We start from the raw sequence: 17,714 nt of genomic DNA, 5'->3' as shown, positions 1-17,714 counted from the left end.
CGAACGTGGCTACAGCCCCCATACTTCACCGTGACACCCATGCGACGTGGCCGAGCCTTGTGGATATTCAGTTGTCCTGCTTCGAACTAACCTTCCAGCAGGAGCCTTTGCGCGCGCGGAGCCAGCATGTGCTCCAAAACCAGGCAGGCGGCTCCAATGGCGCCAACGTCTTCACCTACACCGGTTCCCACGACTTCCAAGTCATGGATCATGCGGGCTGCGTTGTTCTTGTCCAGCAAATCCGGAACGCGTTCCAGGAAGTAAGGGGACATCCGCCCCCAGAATGGACCTCCAAAAACGACGCGCTCCACGTCCAGTGTGTTGGTCACTATGGAAACGGCGCGTGCCACCAGTGTGGCGGACTTGTCCAGGATGGCAATGGCTTTGGCGTCACCTGCATCTGCTTTGTCGCACAACGCGGCATAGCGTTCCTGGACTTCGGGGCCGTCCGCACCCTCCCGGTGCCCTTCAAGCAAACCGGCGGCTTCGGCCTCGGCCACCAGCACCTGCGGAATGCAGGAAGACTTGACGCAGCCATGCAATCCACAATCGCACTGCGGACCGTTAGGGTCCACCACGATGTGGCCGATTTCGCCGGCATTGCCCGAAGTGCCGCGCACTACTTCGTCATTGAGCACAATGCCGCAGCCGATACCGGTTCCCATGTACATGAACACGAAGCTGCCGGCCCCACTCGCACCGCCAGCCCAGGTTTCCGCCACCGCGGCACTTGTCACGTCCTTGTCCACCAGCGTTTCCATGCCGGTGGCCTCGGCCAAAGCCTCGCGGATGCGCACACGGTTCCATCGCGTCAGGAGAGGCGGCTCCACCACGGAGCCCTCGTCGAGGTCGATCGGGCCCGGAACCGCAACACCAAGCCCGGCGATCTTGGAAGCATCCACGCCTGACTCTTCGATCAGGACATTGATCTGTTCGGCGATGCTGGTAATCACATCGGCAGGGTCGCCACCGGGGGTTGCCATCCGCGAATGCCTCACGACGTCGCCCAGCAAGTCAAGGACGACAAAGGTGATGACTGCCGGGTCCAGATGAACACCCACTGCGTACATGCCCGCCGGGTTGAGGCGCAGAATGGTTCTGGGCTTGCCGGGGCCCGAGCCTTCCTTACCGGCCTCCACTATCAGCTGCTGGTCCAGGAGGCGGCGGGAGATATTCGAAATCGTCTGTGGGGAAAGGCCCACGATCTGAGCCAGCTCAACACGGCTGAGACCGCCCGATGACCGCCGGATCGCCTCCAGAATGACGGTCAGGTTGAAGTCCCCCATGCGGGGAAGGTTGGTTCCGCGCCTCGGTGTCGGCTGCCGGATCTCAGTCACTGATGCCCCTCGTCATTGGGATGAACTTCGTTGAAGATGGTCTTTGTCTGAATCGTACGATACCGCTGCCGCTTCGGATACGAGCACACGCTGACGCCGGTGTCAGGGCTTGGTAACGATGACGCTGCAAAGCGCGCGAATGCCACTCCGGCAGACCCCTGTTGGCTGCTCCCAGGAATGCCGGTTGCCCTCAGGACTTCCGGCTTCGAGTCACAGTGAACTTCGGATTCCGGCCTTCCTCCACTGTTGGCCCGATGTTCCGTTCCAGGGCGGCCCGGTACTGCAAATGGCTGTTATAAACGGTCCACAGCTCTCCCCCGGGGGCAAGAACCCGGGCGGCCGCTTGAAACATCTTGAGCGCAGCGCCGGCATGCACACTGGCACCCAGATGGAACGGCGGGTTCAGCAAGATGAGGTCAACACTGCCAGGCTCAAGGCTGGACATGGCGTCATCGTGGATCACTGCCACCCGCTCCCCCAACCCGTTTGCAGCTGCCGTAGCCTTGGCTGAAGCAACGGCTGCCGCTGACTGGTCGGTGGCGACGACGCGGGCATCAGGGTGGCGAAGCGCATACATCGTGGCGAGAATACCCGTTCCGCAGCCCAGATCCACGACGTGCCTCGAAGCCGGCATACGGTCCAGGAACGTCAGAAGGTAGCGCGTGCCGATGTCCAGACGGGCGCCGGAGAAAGCAGCACCATGCGCGCACACCGTGATTCCCAGCTCCGGCAGGGACTCCACCACAGGAAAGGGACGCTTTCCGGGCGTTGCTTTGGGGTCCCGTGCCACAAGGACCCGGGACTTTTGCCGGCCAAGTTGCGGCTGGACCGATGAGAAGTAGCGTTCCAGGACCTCGTTCATGCCGAGCGACATGTGCTTCACGCGGCCTCCGGCCAGCAGGACCGCATCCGGCGCCGCAAACCGCGCTACGGCGTCGGCGATTTCTTCCAACTCGGCCAAAGATTTAGGCAACTGCAGAAGGACAACGCCTGCACCCTCCAGCAAGTCCCGGTCCAGTTCGTACTCGGTGAAACGTCCTTCCAAGCCGGCCGACAAGGCATTGCGTTTCAGCGCAAGCCTTCCAGTGAAAAGGTCTTGGCTAACGCGCACATGCCCGACGCCGAGCCCAGCCAAGGTGCCCAATGTCAGAGCGCCATACCGGTCGCCAATGACAACCACCTTCGTGTCGGGCCCCAGCAGATCCGCCGCGGTGTCCAACAGGAGCCTGTCTGTCGCGTCGAAGGCCTGCAGGTTGTCCGCTTCGACGTCGGGAAGCCTGCTCAACGTAGCCAAGAGCGCTTCAACATCCATTGCCGTCACGGTGCGGTTCTCGCTTTCATGCTTAACTGTCTCGACTTTAGGGTGGCTTGAGAGGAACCTAGTGCTTGCACGACGCAAACACCTGTCATGCTTTCGGTTGGAGACCACCAAGGCGGCAGGCATAGGTCACGGCGACCCTTGGAGCCAGGCACCGGGATCCACCCACCATCGGGCTCCCCTTCCCCTGTGAGAAGCCATGAGTGTCAATGTTGTCACGAACCTTGAAGTAAAGTCCCATAACTCTCCCGACGAGACGAGGCGCCCCGATAAAACGGTGCTGGACCTCGTCACCGTGGGAGATTACACAATCGGCCGTATGACCTTTGAACCAGGGTGGACCTGGTCCGACTGCATCAAGCCAGTGGTGGGCACCGACTCCTGCGAGTTGAGCCACGTCGGATTCTGCCTTTCCGGCAACTTGGAAGTAGAAACCAATGACGGCGGCAAGATCAGCATTTCAGCCGGCGACTCCTACACCATCCCACCGGGCCACAACGCCCATGTGGTGGGCGATCAACCCTTCCAAGGCGTCGAGTTCGTCAGCGGCGCCGAATTCGCGCGTCCTGCGCAGTAGTCCAAAGGGATCAAGGGCTGAATAACAGAAAGACCCCGCTCATTGAGCGGGGTCTTTCTTCCGAAGTGGAGCTGAGGGGACTCGAACCCCTGACCCCCTGCATGCCATGCAGGTGCGCTACCAGCTGCGCCACAGCCCCGGATTTTGCTGACTTCCAACGGTTGAATTTCTCTTCCCGCCGAAGCAACTCGTCAATACTAACCACAATCCCACGAGAAGCGAAATCGCCGGAACATGAACTGCATCACGCCGCTTTACGGCCCCATGGACAACAATCCGCAGCCGAGGTGCGTTGGATTACTCCACCGCACCTCCCCCCAAACCGGCTGCGCAGGAGCCACCGCCAAAGCTGCGCGGCTCCCCCTGAAGTCTAGAATTTCTTCTGAGCAAAACCAAACCGTTCAGTCGGTTTATGTCCGACTGGCCTATAAGCCGCCGATGGTAGCGTTGTGGAGTCTCGACGGCGGCCCGCTCCTCCGTCTCCTGCCTGACCTGAGAGGCCACCCACCACCCATGCAGCAACGTGCGAAAGACACCCGGCTGTCCGTCATAGAAGGCGCTGCCCGGGTCTTCGCGGAAATCGGCTATGGAAATGCCAGCCTGACCGACATCACCAAGCGTGCGGGCGTGACGAAGGGTGCGCTCTACTTCCACTTCACGTCAAAGCGGGAATTGGCATTAGCTGTCATCGAGGAGCAGCACGCCATCGTTTTGGCCGCAGGGTCTGAGATCGTCGCCTCAGACGCATCCGCCCTGGACAGACTCATAGGACTCTGCAGGATGTTCGGCCAACAGCTGCTGGATGAACCGGTTGTCCAAGGCGGTATTCGGCTCACGTTTGAAGCCTCCGCTTTCGACGCTGACGTCTCAGGCCCCTACCAGGACTGGATCAACACGGCAGAGCAACTGCTGCGACAAGCTGCAGCGGATGGCGCCGTACGTCCCGAACTGGACGCTGCTGCCTTCGCCAGGTACCTGGTTGCATCGTTCACCGGCGTTCAGATGGTCTCCGACGTATTGACGTCGCGTGAAGACGTGCTGTTGAGAATCGACCAGATGTGGGAGTTCATGCTGCCGGCGTTACGCCCGGCACCTGCCAAATAGCCACGAGTGCAGCAAGCGGCTGCCTCCAGCTACGAAAAAAGGCCCTGCCTACTCCATTCAATTCATGAAGTAGACAGGACCTTGGTGGTGGAGCTGAGGGGACTCGAACCCCTGACCCCCTGCATGCCATGCAGGTGCGCTACCAGCTGCGCCACAGCCCCATATTCTTGCTGCTTCCCGTCTGGTTTTTTGGACCATCCGCGCCGAAGCAACTCAAATATCTTAGAACAGCATTTCCGAAAATTCCAAATCGGACATATTTCGGCCGATGGCTGGTCCTAGAGCTCGGAATCTTCCGCTGAAACAGCCTTCGCAGAAGCGTCATCGCCCAATTCCAGGTCCACTACGGGGCAGTCCTTCCAAAGGCGCTCCAAGGCGTAGAAGACGCGATCCTCGGCGTGCTGGACGTGGATCACAATGTCCGCGTAGTCCAAGAGAACCCAACGGCCTTCAGAGCGGCCCTCGCGGCGCACGGGACGAAGGTCCTGCTTCATCAGTTCTTCTTCGATGCCGTCAACAATGGCGTTGACCTGGCGCTCGGTGGGAGCGGATGCAATCAGGAAGACGTCAGTGAGCGCCAAACGCTCGCTGACGTCCAGGGCGACAATGTCCTCAGCAAGCTTGTCTGCCGCAGCACGCGCAGCGTGACGGGCGAGGGTGATGGATTGTTCATGTGCAGACACGGGTACTCCTTGTTGTGGCCAGTGGCCTATGTTTGGCGTGAGCCATTGTTCAGCGGAATTAGCCGCTGGTGATCATGATGATGCCGACGATTAGTGCCACGATGCCCAACCCCAGGACACCAAATTGCAGCAACCTGTTCCGTTGCGCCCGGGCCAAACCGGCGGTGTTGGCATCCAAGGGGTCAAGGCCATACGCCGCGCTGGCCGAAACCGGTGGGCGCTGGGTCTCTTGGCTGGGCTCCGCGGCGGTGACAGGACGTTTCCCGACTGACTTCGCGACCGCTTCTGCGCGGGCAAGAACACCGGCACGGCCGCGCGCTCCCGGCTTTTTTGCCTGAGCTTGCTCGGCGTCGAGCTTTGGCCCCGCAGAAGTGATCAGGGGTACAAATGTGGTGCTCGGGCGCTTCATGACAGGGCGTTCGATGCCCGGCATTTTGACGAACTCCAACGGAGTCACCATCGCCAGGTTGTTAGCCGTGGAAGGACCCACCGTAGCGGCCGGCGACTTCCCGTCGCTCGCGGAAACCGACGCGTTTTTGGTGGGCTCCGACGTTTTCTTGCCGGATTCCGCCTGAGTCTTCTCGGCAAGCTTCTGCTTAGCGGCGGCGCGCTTGTTCAGGACGGCAGCACGCTCGGCAAGGGCGATCTGCTGCGCCAGGACCTCAGGATCTACAGCCAAGGGGTCCTGCTCGGCAATGTGTTCCAGCTTGGCCGTCTGGTTTTCCACCTGCGCGGCGATCAGCTGCCGGACGGCAAGCGCCTGCTCTACGGACATTTCGGACTCCGCAGGAGCCTTGCTGCTTCCCGCGTCGTCCGTTGTGGGTTTGGGGGCGCCCGGGGATTTCTCCTTCGAAGACTTCGCAGCCTCCGGCTTGGAGGACTCCGGCTTCGAAGCCTTGTTGGCAGCCTCGGGCTTGGACTCCGGCCTTGAAGACCCGGCACCTTCAGGCTGACCCGCGTCCTTGGCCGCGGGCGCGGGAACAAGGGGATTCATGGAGGTAGCAACTTCGGCCTGAAGTTGCTGGAGGCGCAGCTGGCGGCGCGTGGGCGGTCCCCCACCCGAAAGCTGCTCCTCTTTGTCCGCTAGCTCCTTGATAGTGCGCAATGCGGCACGATCGCGGGCACGGATTTGGGAGGACCGTTCCTGGGCTGCCGGTCCCACGGCGTCCACGGGGACATCGGCGGCACGACGATTGCGTCCGTTCGGGCGGTCTGCGTGAGGAAGGTTCTCTACGTCCGCAGGCGCGGACGTATCCACTTGCTGTGCCTCGGGGTGCTCTTCCCGGGCACGGCGAAGTTCACGCCTGCTGCGGATGGGTCGCTGGTCCTGGCTGCTCATTCAAAACTCATTCAGTACGTGCTTGGTCGTCTGATCCGGACAGTGCGGGTGTCAGGTCCGCTGCATTGGCAGGAGCCGCATACAGTCCATATTTTGCGATGTACTGCACCACGCCGTCTGGCACGAGGTACCAGACAGGATTTCCGGCTCCGACGCGAGTCCTGCAATCCGTGGAGGAAATCGCCATTGCGGGGACTTCCAACAGGCTTACGTCATCCCTGCCCATGTCGTGCAGTTCATGGCCGGGACGGGTCACGCCGACGAAGTGGGCCAAGGACCACAATTCGTCGACGTCCTTCCACGAAAGGATCTGTGCCAAGGCATCTGCACCCGTGATGAAGAAAAGGTCAGCGTCAGGACGCTCTGCACGGAGATCGCGGAGGGTGTCAATAGTGAACGTCGGCCCCGGCCGATCAACATCCACCCGGCTTACCGTGAACCTTGGATTGGAAGCCGTGGCGATGACGGTCATCAGGTAGCGATGTTCAGGCCTGCTGACCAGCTTGTGTGACTTCTGCCAAGGCTGGCCTGTGGGCACGAAAACCACTTCATCAAGGCCGAATTTGGCTGCGACTTCGCTGGCAGCAACAAGGTGGCCATGATGAATGGGATCAAATGTTCCACCCATCACGCCCAGCCGGAGCCTGCGCCCCGCCTCCCCACGTAGTGTTGCGGCGATAATGTTAGTGGCCTTGGCCGTGGGTGTGCTTGTTCGGGTGCTGGCGGTGCGGATCTGCGTGCTCTTCAACTGCCTCGTGACGGTTGCCGAGGTTGGTGTAGGAGAGGGTAACAAACAGGAGAACCAGCATGAGGGCGAACATCACTACGCCGAAAACCCACGGCTCGGCCCACAGCGGAGCGAGTTCCTCGTGGCCGCCTTCAGTTTGGGCGGCAATGGACGTGGCGATCTGCTGAAACAGCATCTTCTCCCCTATTGGTTCTCAAAGGATTTCGACGGCGGGGCTCCCCACCGTTCCGGACTTCTGTTCTATGTTACCGCGTCGCTAGGCGCGGATCTGGCCCTCACCCTGGACGATCCACTTGGTGGTGGTCAGCTCCGTGAGGCCCATGGGACCCCGGGCGTGCAACTTCTGGGTGGAAATGCCTACTTCGGCTCCGAGGCCGAGCTCCCCTCCGTCAGTGAACCGGGTGGAGGCATTGACGATCACGGCAGCAGAATCAATGTCCGCAATGAACTTCTCAGCATTGGCCAGGTTATTGGTGAGGATCGCTTCCGTGTGCCCGGTGGTCCAGGTGCGGATGTGGTTGACTGCTTCATCCAGACTGTCCACCATGGCGACCGCGAGATCGAGGTCCATGTATTCGGTGGCCCAATCGTCATCGTCAGCAGGAACGGTTTCAATGTCCTTGCCCAAGGCAGAAGCGATCCGCTCATCGACGTGAAGGGTGACACCGGCTGAACGAAGTGCCTTGGCAACGGCAGGCAGCACAGTGGCGCCGGAGTGCACCAGCAGGGTTTCAACTGTGTTGCAGACGCTGGGGCGCTGCGTTTTGGCATTGAGGAGGATCTCCACGGCCATCTCTTCATTCGCGGACTCGTCAATGAAGATGTGGACATTGCCTTCGCCGGTTTCAATGACGGGCACTGCAGAGTTGGTGACAACCGTCTGGATCAGATCGCGTCCTCCGCGGGGAATAAGGACGTCCACCCGGCCACGGGCGCGCATCAGGACGTTGGCCCCGTCCCGGCCATACTGGTCCACGGTCTGCACTGCATCAGCAGGCAGGCCCACGGAATCCAAAGCTTCGCGAAGAATCTGCACCAGTGCCTCGTTGGTGTTGGCAGCGGCGGAACCTCCCCGGAGGATCACTGCGTTGCCGCTTTTGAGTGCCAAGCCAGCTATGTCCACCGTGACGTTCGGGCGGGCCTCATAAATAGCAGCCACAACGCCCATGGGGACGTTCACCTGGCGCAAGCGCAGTCCATTGGGAAGTGTCTGCCCGCGGACCACGTTGCCAACAGGATCCGGCAAGCCGGCCAAGTTCTCCAAAGCGGCGACCAAGCCGTCTATACGGGCAGGGGTCAAGGTCAAACGGTCCAACAGTGCCGCCGACGTTCCGTTGGCGCGACCCACTGCCACATCCTTGGCGTTGGCTTCCAAAACGTGCTTCCGGTTCTCCACCAAGGCAGTCCCGATGGCACGCAGCGCACGGTCCTTCCATGCACGGTTTGCCTGTCCCATGCGGCGGGCAGCCTTCCGGGAGCGGTCCGCTATGGCGTGAACTGCAGTCTGGACGTCCTCCGGTGACAACGGGACGCCTGCCGCAGGGTTCTCCGGCGTCTGGCCGGCGGTACCGGATACGTCGGAGATCACAGGGGCGTCAGGGGTCAGCGCTTCAGTCATGCTCCAAGTTTAGATGAGCGCGACGCCCTCAGGAGCACCAGATCGTCAACATGAACAACTTCGCGGTCATAGCCGCGACCCATGGCCTGGCCAAGCTCCTGCGTTGTACGGCCCAACATGCGCGGGAGTTCCTCCGAAGAGTAGTTCACCAAGCCGCGTGCCACGACGGTTCCGTCATGGGCAACCATCTCAACGGGATCCCCGGCTTCGAAATCACCGCTGATGTCCGAGATGCCCGCGGGAAGGAGGGACCTGTGGCGGTCGCGCACGGCCTTGACTGCGCCGTCGTCGAGCATTAAGCGGCCGTGGACAGTGGCCAGGTGCGCCAGCCAGAGGAGGCGGACCGGCTTACGGTTGCCGTTTACGGCGAACCATGTTCCCACGTCCGCGCCAGCCAAAGCCGCCGCAGCATTGGGCGTGGACGTGACCAGTGCATGGATACCCGAGCCGGCAGCAATGGACGCTGCTTCCACCTTGGTCATCATCCCGCCGGTTCCAACACCGGCCTTACCCGCCTTGCCGATGGTCACATCCTCGAGGTCCTGCGGACCACGGACCAGCGGAATGCGTTGTGCGCCTTGGGACGGCGGGCCGTCGTAAAGGGCGTCGACGTCGGACAGCAGCACGAGTGCATCCGCGCGAACCAAGTGCGCCACCAAGGCAGCGAGGCGATCGTTGTCCCCGAAGCGAATCTCATGTGTGGCCACGGTGTCGTTCTCGTTCACTACCGGAACGACGCCAAGGTTCAACAGCCTGTCCAAGGCCCGGAAGGCATTTGTGTGCTGCGTACGGCGCATCAGGTCATCGGCAGTCAACAGAACCTGGCTGACTGTTACACCGTGCGCGCTGAAGGCCTGAGTGTAGCGTGCCATCAGGAGTCCCTGCCCGACACTCGCGGCCGCCTGTTGCGTGGCCAGGTCCTTGGGGCGCTTGGCGAGACCCAGGGGGGCAAGTCCTGCAGCGATAGCACCCGAGGAGACCAAAATGATCTCTGTCCCGGAATTGCGCTTTTCAGCGAGGGCATTGACCAGTCCGGTGAGGGACTTTTCGGAGATGCCCCCCTTGATGCTGGTCAGCGAGGACGACCCCACTTTCACAACAATCCGCTTGGCGGTGGCAAGGGCCTGGCGTTCAAGGCCCTCAGCTATGTCGGGAGCGTCGACAGTCCTAGTTATCATCACCGGAGTCCAGGTGGCTTTCCTTCACTGCCTGGGCACGGCGACCACTGACTGATTCAGTCCAGATGCCAGCCTTGCGTTCAGCTTCAAGCTCCGCCCTCGCGGCGGCCTTCGCTTCGCGGCGCTCGATCTGCTCGTCGCGCTTTTGTGAACGCGTGGGACGGTCGCCGATGTCCGCGACGCGGATATCGGTACCGCGGGGCGTCGCCAAGAGCTCGGCGCCCGCCATCATGGTGGGCTCCCAATCGAACACCACGCCATCGTCTTCACCGATGACCACGGTGTCGCCGGGCTTGGCGCCGACCTTGAAGAGCTCGGTTTCAACACCAAGCTTGGCAAGGCGGTCGGCGAGGTAGCCAATGGCTTCCTCGTTGGTGAAGTCAGTTTGCTTGACCCAGCGCACGGGCTTTTCGCCCAGGACGCGGAACAGCGGCTCGAGGTTTTTCTCCTCGCGGCGGATCTTGAAGCCGGACTCGTTGACGGCACGCGGACGGAGGACGGGAGCAGCAACCTTGGGAGGCGCGCTCTGGACGGCATCACGTGCTGCCTGGACAATCTCAGCCATGGCAAAGCCGAGCTGACGCAAACCCTCGTGGCTGGTTGCCGACACTTCGAAGACGCGGTAGCCGCGGGCTTCGAGATCCGGACGGACGAACTCGGCCATGTCCTTGCCGTCCGGAAGATCCACTTTATTGAGGACTACCAGCTTGGGACGCTCATTCAGGGGCACAACTTCGCCGTCAACACCGGCGTAGCTCATGTCTACTGCGTACTTCTCCAGTTCAGCCTCGATGATGGCGAGGTCGGAAAGAGGGTCGCGGTCAGATTCCAGGGTTCCACAATCGAGGACGTGAACCAGTGCGGCACAACGCTCTACGTGACGCAGGAAGTTGTGGCCCAGGCCCTTGCCTTCGCTGGCGCCCTCGATCAGGCCGGGAACATCGGCGATAGTGAATCGGACATCGCCGGCCTGCACCACACCGAGGTTGGGAATGAGGGTAGTAAAAGGGTAATCGGCAATCTTGGGCCGGGCAGCAGACATGGCTGCAATCAGGCTCGACTTACCGGCAGAAGGGAAACCAACCAGGGCGATATCTGCGATGGACTTCAGTTCCAGGACGATGTCGCTGGATTCACCTTCGATACCAAGCAGGGCAAATCCCGGAGCCCGACGCTTCTGCGATGAAAGGGATGCGTTGCCGAGGCCGCCCTGTCCGCCGGCAGCTGCAATGTACTCAGTACCCTCGCCAACGAGGTCGGCCAGGACTTCGCCGTCCTTGGTCTTGACCACGGTGCCATCGGGCACGGGAAGAATCAGGGTTTCACCGTTCTTGCCACCACGCCAGTCACCCATGCCGGGGCCACCGTTGGTGGCGTGGCGGTGGGGAGCGTGGTGGTAATCAAGCAGGGTTGTGGTCTGGGCAGATACGCGCAGGATGACATCGCCACCGTTGCCGCCATTGCCACCGTCGGGGCCACCGAGCGGCTTGAACTTTTCCCGCTTGACAGAGACACAGCCGTGGCCGCCGGTTCCGCCGGATACGTGCAGGACTACCCGGTCTACAAAGCTCGCCACGTGAATCTCCTCAGTTGCTGTCTTACAGCGTTTGTTGCTGTTTCCAGCGTTGTTGCAAAAATCAGTGCGCTAAAGCGCCCTAGTCGATTGTAATGCGGTTAAAAGAACGGTGGAGCGGGCCGTTTGGCCCGCTCCACCGGTTCAGAACTTGTTGTTACTCTGCAGCTGCAGCAGCAACAATGTTCACTACGCGACGGCCGCGGCGAGTACCAAACTCAACCGCACCGGCCTGCAGTGCGAACAGGGTGTCGTCGCCACCGCGACCGACGCCTGCACCGGGGTGGAAGTGGGTTCCACGCTGGCGAACGATGATCTCGCCAGCGGAAACTACCTGACCACCGAAACGCTTGACGCCCAGGTACTGAGCGTTGGAGTCACGACCGTTGCGAGTGGAACTCGCGCCTTTTTTGTGTGCCATGTGAAATGCCTGCCTCTAAATTTCTGGGGAAACTGAAAAACCTGAACAGCGGGTAACGAAAGTTACGCGATGCTGGTGATCTTGATCTTGGTCAGTTCCTGACGGTGACCCTGACGCTTCCGGTAGCCGGTCTTGTTCTTGAACTTCTGGATGACGATCTTCGGACCACGGAGGTCCTCGAGGATCTCAGCCGTGACCTTGACGTTGGCCAGTTCCGCAGCTGCGGAGGTGACCTTCTCGCCGTCAACCAGGAGCAATGCGGGCAGCTCAAGCGTGCTACCGGCTCCACCGGGGACGCGGTTCAGCGTTACGTAGTCTCCAACGGAAACTTTTTCTTGGCGGCCGCCTGCGCGGACAATCGCGTACACCACTTGGGTACTCACTTCTCTCGACGTTTATTACAAAATTTGCGTGCGGAACCTTGAACCGGAAACAGCCCTGGTTCGCGCTGTGCCTCAACGCCGTGGACTTCTGATCGAAGTCCGCGAGTCATCCCATGAACAATTCCAAGGGGCATAACCCAAGTGTTGGCGTAAGCACCGAAGATCAAGATTACGCTAGTTTGACCTTCAGCTGCAAATGAGGCCGGGTCCGGAGGCTACCTCGTGACTTGCATCACCAGTTGTAACGGACTCTCCCGGCACCGTGCCCATACAGCCTACAGGGTTTGGGCGAGATTAACGCGATCCGGCCAGCGACGCGCGGACGTGTCGCCGCAAACGGCTGCGTGAAAAGCTACTGAACACGCGTGAACGAAGCCTAGGCAAACAGCCTCGGAGCATCGAAGAACGCCGTTTCGTAGCGGCAGGACTGAATGAAAGCATCCATCATGGCAGCCCGCTCCGTGCTGGAAGCCGCGACGGACGCAGCATCCGTGAAGTTGATCGCTTTCCGTGTTGCCGCAGCGAAATCCTCGTCAGCGTAGGTCTTCAACCAGTCCGCATATGCGTGGTTCGCAGGCGCGCCGGCGTCTACGTATGCCGCATGAAGCCGCAGACCCACCTCCGCGTACAACCAGTAACAGGGCAGGATCGCCGCCAGCACCACGGCGTAGCTGCCGGCGGCGGATGTTGCCAGTAAATGGTCCACGTAGGACTTGGTGACCGGTCCGGTTGCCGTGGAGGCCTCCCTCGTGCTCAACCAGTTCCTATGCAACTCGGATTCAACCTCCAGGCACTGCTGTGATGCCTTTGCCCAGAACAGTTGTTCCTCCTCCGTGGGGGCCAAGGCGCCCGCACGTGCCAGGACCCTCGAATACCCGTTGAGATAGATAGCGTCCTGGGCAAGATAGTAATTGAAGTCACTTTCCAGCAGCTCGCCGGATTGAAGTCCTTGAATAAACGGGAGTCCGTAAATCGCTTCGAGTTCGGGGACGGCTTCCTTCCACATCGCCGCAGCGAAAGCGCCCGGCTTGGGTGCCTGCTGGAAGTGGTGGAAGTGGTTCACGGGCCCGTTCCCTTGGCCCACGTGGAGGACTTGAGAGGCTTTCAATGCTTCCAGCAACCACGGCTTGACCTCCCGGAGCGATACTTCCCAGTCACCGGATCGTGCCTGGACTGTGGCCAACGCGGACGACAGCGAGCACCCGGTACCGTGGCTGTTCCGCGTTGCAACCCGGGGACCTGCCAGTTCGATCACGTCCTGGGACAGCAGCCCGCTGGTATTCACCAGCGCATCGGGGCACTCCGGCCCTGGCAGGTGGCCGCCCTTGACCAGGACAGTGTTCCCGTACTCCGCTGCCAGCCGCTTGCCCTGGTCCAGCGCCGAAGCCCAGTCTGTTGCCTCCGACTCCCCCAGCAACATGGCCAGTTCTGGAAGGTTCGGCGTCATGAGATCTGCCAAAGGGAGCAGCGAACGCAAGGCCTTCTCTGCTGACTCCCGCAGCAGCCGGTCACCACTGGTGGCCACCATCACCGGATCAAGGACCACGACGGCGGGACGCACCTCTTCGAGCCAGCCCCGGACCTCGTCAATGACGGCTGCGTCCCCAAGCATTCCGATCTTGACGGCGTCAATAGTGATGTCACTACTGATGGCGTCCAGTTGCTGACGCAGGAAGTGCGCGGGAGGGACGTGGACGGCACTGACCCCCCTGGTGTTTTGCGCGGTGAGCGCCGTAATGGCAGCCATGCCATACCCGCCGAACGCGGCGATGCTCTTCAAGTCCGCCTGGATTCCCGCACCGCCTGAAGGGTCCGAGCCGGCAATGCTCAGGACGCGTGGGGTTGGACGGCCCGAAGCCGGAGCGTCGAGGGGGTACACCGATGAATATGATGATGCAGTCATGAAGACATCCCTTCGCCGGTGCTAACCGGACAGGTTCAACGGGTTTGGATCTCAGCCTGGCCCAACGCCCGGCACCCCGTGTCAGTCCCCAAGCGTAGCCGGGAAGCAACGAGGCGCGGCAACCGGGCCACGCCGGAGCCCGGATGTGACTCTGAGCGCAGCCTATTCGTGTCTTGCAGAGCGGACGCAAAAGGACCCCGCACTACCTGCCGTTTGGCAGATAGTGCGGGGTCCTTTACAACGTGTTCCCCGTGACTAGAGCTCGGAAGCAGGAACTCCAACGCCGAGGATGATGGGCTCATCCTGTGGCGCCTTCTTGGTCGGTTCCATAGGCGCCTTGGCCTCATGGGCTGAACCCCGGGTGGCCGACGCTGTCGCCTCATGGTGCTCAACGCTGGTTTCATTGGCCGCGCCCTGAGCCCTGCTGGCACTCCGGTTACGGCGACCACGACGACCACGCGGGGCTGAAGCAGCCTCGGGATCTTCGTCAGCAGTCCGTGCCGGAGCGGAGGCCTTCAGGGTCTCAGCAGCCTTCGGGGCTGAAACTGGCTCGGCTTCTTCCTCGGGTGCCGGAGCCGCGCCGAGGTGCGAGAACGCTTCGGCCAACAGATCCAGGCTCATGGCAGGCGTGGCTGACTGCGGTTCCTCGTGGTGCTCAACGAACGGCAAGGCAACTTCTTCCCCGCCGAAGCGCAAGACCGGCGTGGACCTTGCTTCCTGGACTGCTGCTTCCCGGCTCGCTGCATCGCGGGCTGAAGCCCCTGCGTCACCGCTGGCGGCGGTGCCGGATGCAGTGCTTGCGTCTGGCTCGTGCCGGCCTGCCGCCCGCGCTTCTTCCTCCGCACGGTGAACTTCGTCGTCGTGCAGGTGGGCGGCGTGCGCCGCGGCGGCAATCGTTGCCAGGGCGGCCCTGGTCGCCTCGGCCTTGGCTATCCGGGCAGGATCCTGCGGTTCAGCCGTTGTGGATGCTGCGACCGGGGCGGACGTCGTCGTGTGGACCTGCGCGGGGGCTTCAGCAATGACCGGTCCCCCGCCCTTGCCGCGGCGGCGCTTGCGTTCCGTCCGTGCAGCAGGCTGTTGCGGTTCGGTGTGTGGGCGGTGATGTTCAGCAGCCACCACGTTGGCGCGACGGTGCTCAACGGGCTCATCGTGAGTGACGACACCCCGGCCAGCGCAATGCTCGCACTGCTCACCGAAGACCTCAAGGAGGCCGGTTCCCATGCGCTTGCGCGTCATCTGGACCAAGCCCAGCGATGTCACTTCAGCCACCTGGTGCTTGGTGCGGTCCCGGCCGAGGCACTCGACCATGCGTCGGAGGACGAGGTCGCGGTTGGATTCAAGGACCATGTCAATGAAGTCGATGACGATAATGCCGCCGATATCACGCAGACGGAGCTGGCGAACAACTTCCTCGGCCGCTTCAAGGTTGTTCTTGGTGACCGTTTCTTCGAGGTTTCCGCCACTGCCGGTGAACTTACCGGTGTTGACGTCCACCACGGTCATGGCCTCGGTACGGTCGATGACCAACGAACCGCCGGACGGCAGGAAGACCTTCCGCTCCAAGGCCTTGTGGATCTGCTCGTCGATGCGCCACGCGGCGAAGATGTCCTGGTCCTTGGTCCACTTTTCGAGGCGTCCCACCAGATCGGGGGCAACGTACGTCACATAGGCTTCGATGGTGTCCCAGGCGTCGTCACCGGAGACGATCAGCTTGGAGAAGTCCTCGTTGAAGACGTCACGGACCACCTTGATGGTGAGGTCAGGTTCGCCGTAGAGCAGTTCGGGAGCCAGGACCTTGGTGGACGAGGCCTGTCCTTCGATGCCTTCCCACTGCGCGCGCAGACGGTTGATGTCGTGGGTGAGCTCTTCCTCCGACGCACCCTCAGCAGCTGTGCGAACAATGACACCGGCGTTTTCCGGCAAGCGGTCCTTCAGGATTCGCTTGAGGCGATTGCGCTCGACGTCGGGCAGCTTGCGTGAGATGCCGGTCATGGAACCACCGGGTACGTACACCAAGTAGCGGCCCGGCAGGGAGATCTGGCTGGTGAGGCGGGCACCCTTGTGTCCAACGGGGTCCTTGGTGACCTGGACCAGGACGGAGTCGCCGGACTTCAGGGCGTTCTCGATCCGGCGCGGCTGGCCTTCAAGGTTCACTGCGTCCCAGTTGACTTCTCCGGCGTACAGGACGGCGTTGCGGCCCCGTCCGATGTCCACGAACGCAGCTTCCATGGAAGGCAGCACGTTCTGGACCTTGCCCAAGTACACGTTGCCGATCAGGGAGTCCTGCTGGGTCTTGGATACGAAGTGCTCAGCGAGCACACCGTCTTCCAGGACACCGATCTGAATTCTGTCGTCGCGCTGGCGGACGATCATTTGGCGGTCCACTGACTCACGGCGGGCCAGGAACTCGGCCTCGGTGATCACCTGGCGGCGACGGCCCGTCTCGCGGGATTCGCGGCGGCGCTGCTTCTTGGCCTCCAGCCTTGTGGAGCCCTTCACGCCGGTAACGCGGTTGGAGGGGGCAGTTTCGGTGATGGGGCGGGGCGCGCGCACACGGGTGACCGTGTTGGGCGGATCATCGTCCGAGCCACCGGTCAGTTCGAGATCCTGGTCCCCACGACGACGACGGCGACGACGACGGGACGTGACGCCTTCTTCGAGGGCTTCTGCTACCGGCGCTTCCTCGTCCTCGGACTCGGTGCCGTCCTCGGTCTCATTCTCGTCGCGTTCCGTTCCACGGCGACCACGGCGGCCGCGGCTCCGGCGACGCCGGCGACTACCCGCGTCTTCCAGCTCGCCTTCAGCGGTGGTTTCGGTTTCTTCTTCAGGCTCCTCGGGCTTCTCCTCCACCGTGGCGACGCGGGGAACTGTGGTGAGGTCCGGGGCTTGGAAGATCATGGACGTGATGGAAACAGGCTCCATGAACAGTGAAGTGGACGCTGCAGGAGCAGCTTCTTCGGCAGGTTCCTCTGCTGCGGCTTCGGCTTCCGGGTTTTGGGCAGGAACGTCGGCGGCTACCTCAGCGACCGGTTCTTCCGGCTGGGAGCCATTCTGCGGCGTCGTGGTTTCCGGGGCGGCTTCCACCGCAACAGGTGCCTCTACGGCTTCAGTCTTGGGCTTGGTAGTACGACGACGGCGGACCGGCTTTTCGGGGGCCGGCTCGGCGGCCGCTTCGGGCTTGACTTCGGCGGCTTCCGGCGCGGCAGTGGCCTCAACTTCCGCGGCAGTAGCTTCGTCGCCCAAACCGGGCAGGGTTTCGGCAGGCTCTGCCTTCTTGCGGGAACGGGTGCGACGCACTGGTGCTGCGGCGGCCTCAGGGGCTGCTTCCGAAGCGGCGGTCTCGGCAGCAGGTGTCTCTACGTCAGCGGCGACTTTGGGCGCTGCCTTGCGCCGGGTCCTGGTGGCTTTCTTGGGCGCTTCCGCAGTTTCCGCGGGAGCTGCCTCGTCATTAACGGCTACAACCTGGTCATTATCCATATATGGCAACACTCCTGCCCCAGCGACGCCGCCACATCCGGCGCCCAGTGGAGCA

15 protein-coding genes, 2 tRNA genes and 1 riboswitch are annotated in these 17,714 nt (G+C 62.0%); of the genes, 2 read left to right on the top strand and 15 right to left on the bottom strand.

Annotation, left to right across the window (positions count from 1 at the left end):
* Positions 1-86: 86 nt before the first annotated feature.
* Positions 87-1,337 carry an ROK family transcriptional regulator gene (locus tag M1D89_RS11750; protein ID WP_091467934.1) on the bottom strand — a complete coding sequence of 417 codons (1,251 nt, stop codon included), beginning with the start codon at positions 1,335-1,337 and terminating at the stop codon, positions 87-89.
* A gap of 190 nt (positions 1,338-1,527) precedes the next feature.
* Positions 1,528-2,781 (bottom strand): class I SAM-dependent methyltransferase, encoded by a 1,254-nt coding sequence (locus tag M1D89_RS11745; RefSeq protein ID WP_498650688.1) that lies wholly within the window; start codon positions 2,779-2,781, stop codon positions 1,528-1,530.
* A gap of 73 nt (positions 2,782-2,854) precedes the next feature.
* On the opposite strand from M1D89_RS11745, the gene M1D89_RS11740 reads away from it, so the two are divergent.
* The gene (locus M1D89_RS11740) at positions 2,855-3,232 is read left to right on the top strand and encodes a cupin domain-containing protein (RefSeq protein ID WP_498650687.1); all 378 of its coding nucleotides are present in this window, start codon (positions 2,855-2,857) and stop codon (positions 3,230-3,232) included.
* A 66-nt stretch (positions 3,233-3,298) separates the two neighbouring features.
* Here M1D89_RS11740 and M1D89_RS11735 read toward each other — a convergent pair.
* A tRNA-Ala gene (locus M1D89_RS11735) sits at positions 3,299-3,371 on the bottom strand.
* 374 nt (positions 3,372-3,745) lie between these two features.
* On the opposite strand from M1D89_RS11735, the gene M1D89_RS11730 reads away from it, so the two are divergent.
* Entirely contained in the window at positions 3,746-4,336 is a 591-nt protein-coding gene (locus M1D89_RS11730) for a ScbR family autoregulator-binding transcription factor (RefSeq protein WP_498650685.1), read from the top strand.
* Positions 4,337-4,421: 85 nt separating this feature from the next.
* Here M1D89_RS11730 and M1D89_RS11725 read toward each other — a convergent pair.
* The 12 genes from M1D89_RS11725 to M1D89_RS11670 all read right to left on the bottom strand — a co-directional run bounded on the left by M1D89_RS11725 (position 4,422) and on the right by M1D89_RS11670 (position 17,659).
* A tRNA-Ala gene (locus M1D89_RS11725) sits at positions 4,422-4,497 on the bottom strand.
* Between the two features lie 117 nt (positions 4,498-4,614).
* Positions 4,615-5,019: a ribosome silencing factor gene (gene rsfS, locus M1D89_RS11720; RefSeq protein ID WP_017200574.1), complete on the bottom strand. Its 405-nt coding sequence runs from the start codon at positions 5,017-5,019 to the stop codon at positions 4,615-4,617.
* 58 nt (positions 5,020-5,077) lie between these two features.
* Positions 5,078-6,358: a hypothetical protein gene (locus M1D89_RS11715; RefSeq protein ID WP_498650682.1), complete on the bottom strand. Its 1,281-nt coding sequence runs from the start codon at positions 6,356-6,358 to the stop codon at positions 5,078-5,080.
* Between the two features lie 7 nt (positions 6,359-6,365).
* A complete protein-coding gene (gene nadD / locus M1D89_RS11710; protein ID WP_011775039.1) occupies positions 6,366-6,986 on the bottom strand; it encodes a nicotinate-nucleotide adenylyltransferase in 621 nt (206 codons plus the stop codon).
* A gap of 55 nt (positions 6,987-7,041) precedes the next feature.
* Entirely contained in the window at positions 7,042-7,281 is a 240-nt protein-coding gene (locus M1D89_RS11705; RefSeq protein ID WP_017200576.1) for a hypothetical protein, read from the bottom strand.
* A gap of 81 nt (positions 7,282-7,362) precedes the next feature.
* Positions 7,363-8,724, bottom strand: coding sequence for a glutamate-5-semialdehyde dehydrogenase (locus M1D89_RS11700; RefSeq protein WP_498650679.1), 1,362 nt, complete (start codon positions 8,722-8,724; stop codon positions 7,363-7,365).
* On the bottom strand, positions 8,721-9,902 hold the full coding sequence (gene proB / locus M1D89_RS11695; protein ID WP_498650677.1) for a glutamate 5-kinase: 1,182 nt from the start codon (positions 9,900-9,902) through the stop codon (positions 8,721-8,723). Before proB ends, M1D89_RS11700 begins: the two co-directional genes overlap by 4 nt.
* Positions 9,892-11,478 carry a GTPase ObgE gene (gene obgE, locus M1D89_RS11690; RefSeq protein ID WP_498650676.1) on the bottom strand — a complete coding sequence of 529 codons (1,587 nt, stop codon included), beginning with the start codon at positions 11,476-11,478 and terminating at the stop codon, positions 9,892-9,894. Before obgE ends, proB begins: the two co-directional genes overlap by 11 nt.
* Positions 11,479-11,632: 154 nt before the next feature.
* Positions 11,633-11,896, bottom strand: coding sequence for a 50S ribosomal protein L27 (gene rpmA, locus M1D89_RS11685; RefSeq protein WP_003803426.1), 264 nt, complete (start codon positions 11,894-11,896; stop codon positions 11,633-11,635).
* Positions 11,897-11,958: 62 nt separating this feature from the next.
* On the bottom strand, positions 11,959-12,267 hold the full coding sequence (gene rplU, locus M1D89_RS11680) for a 50S ribosomal protein L21 (RefSeq protein ID WP_024816904.1): 309 nt from the start codon (positions 12,265-12,267) through the stop codon (positions 11,959-11,961).
* Positions 12,268-12,655: 388 nt separating this feature from the next.
* Positions 12,656-14,182: a bifunctional hydroxymethylpyrimidine kinase/phosphomethylpyrimidine kinase gene (thiD, locus tag M1D89_RS11675; RefSeq protein WP_498650673.1), complete on the bottom strand. Its 1,527-nt coding sequence runs from the start codon at positions 14,180-14,182 to the stop codon at positions 12,656-12,658.
* A riboswitch (TPP riboswitch) is annotated at positions 14,173-14,271 on the bottom strand. Its footprint overlaps the gene before it by 10 nt.
* Before the next feature lie 166 nt (positions 14,272-14,437).
* Complete coding sequence (locus tag M1D89_RS11670) at positions 14,438-17,659, bottom strand: Rne/Rng family ribonuclease (RefSeq protein WP_498650672.1); 3,222 nt, start codon at positions 17,657-17,659, stop codon at positions 14,438-14,440.
* Positions 17,660-17,714 lie beyond the last annotated feature (55 nt).

It is taken from the genome of Arthrobacter sp. D3-18 (assembly GCF_054408525.1).
Note: the sequence above shows the minus strand (reverse complement) of the source record. Positions and strands in the feature narration are given on the sequence as shown.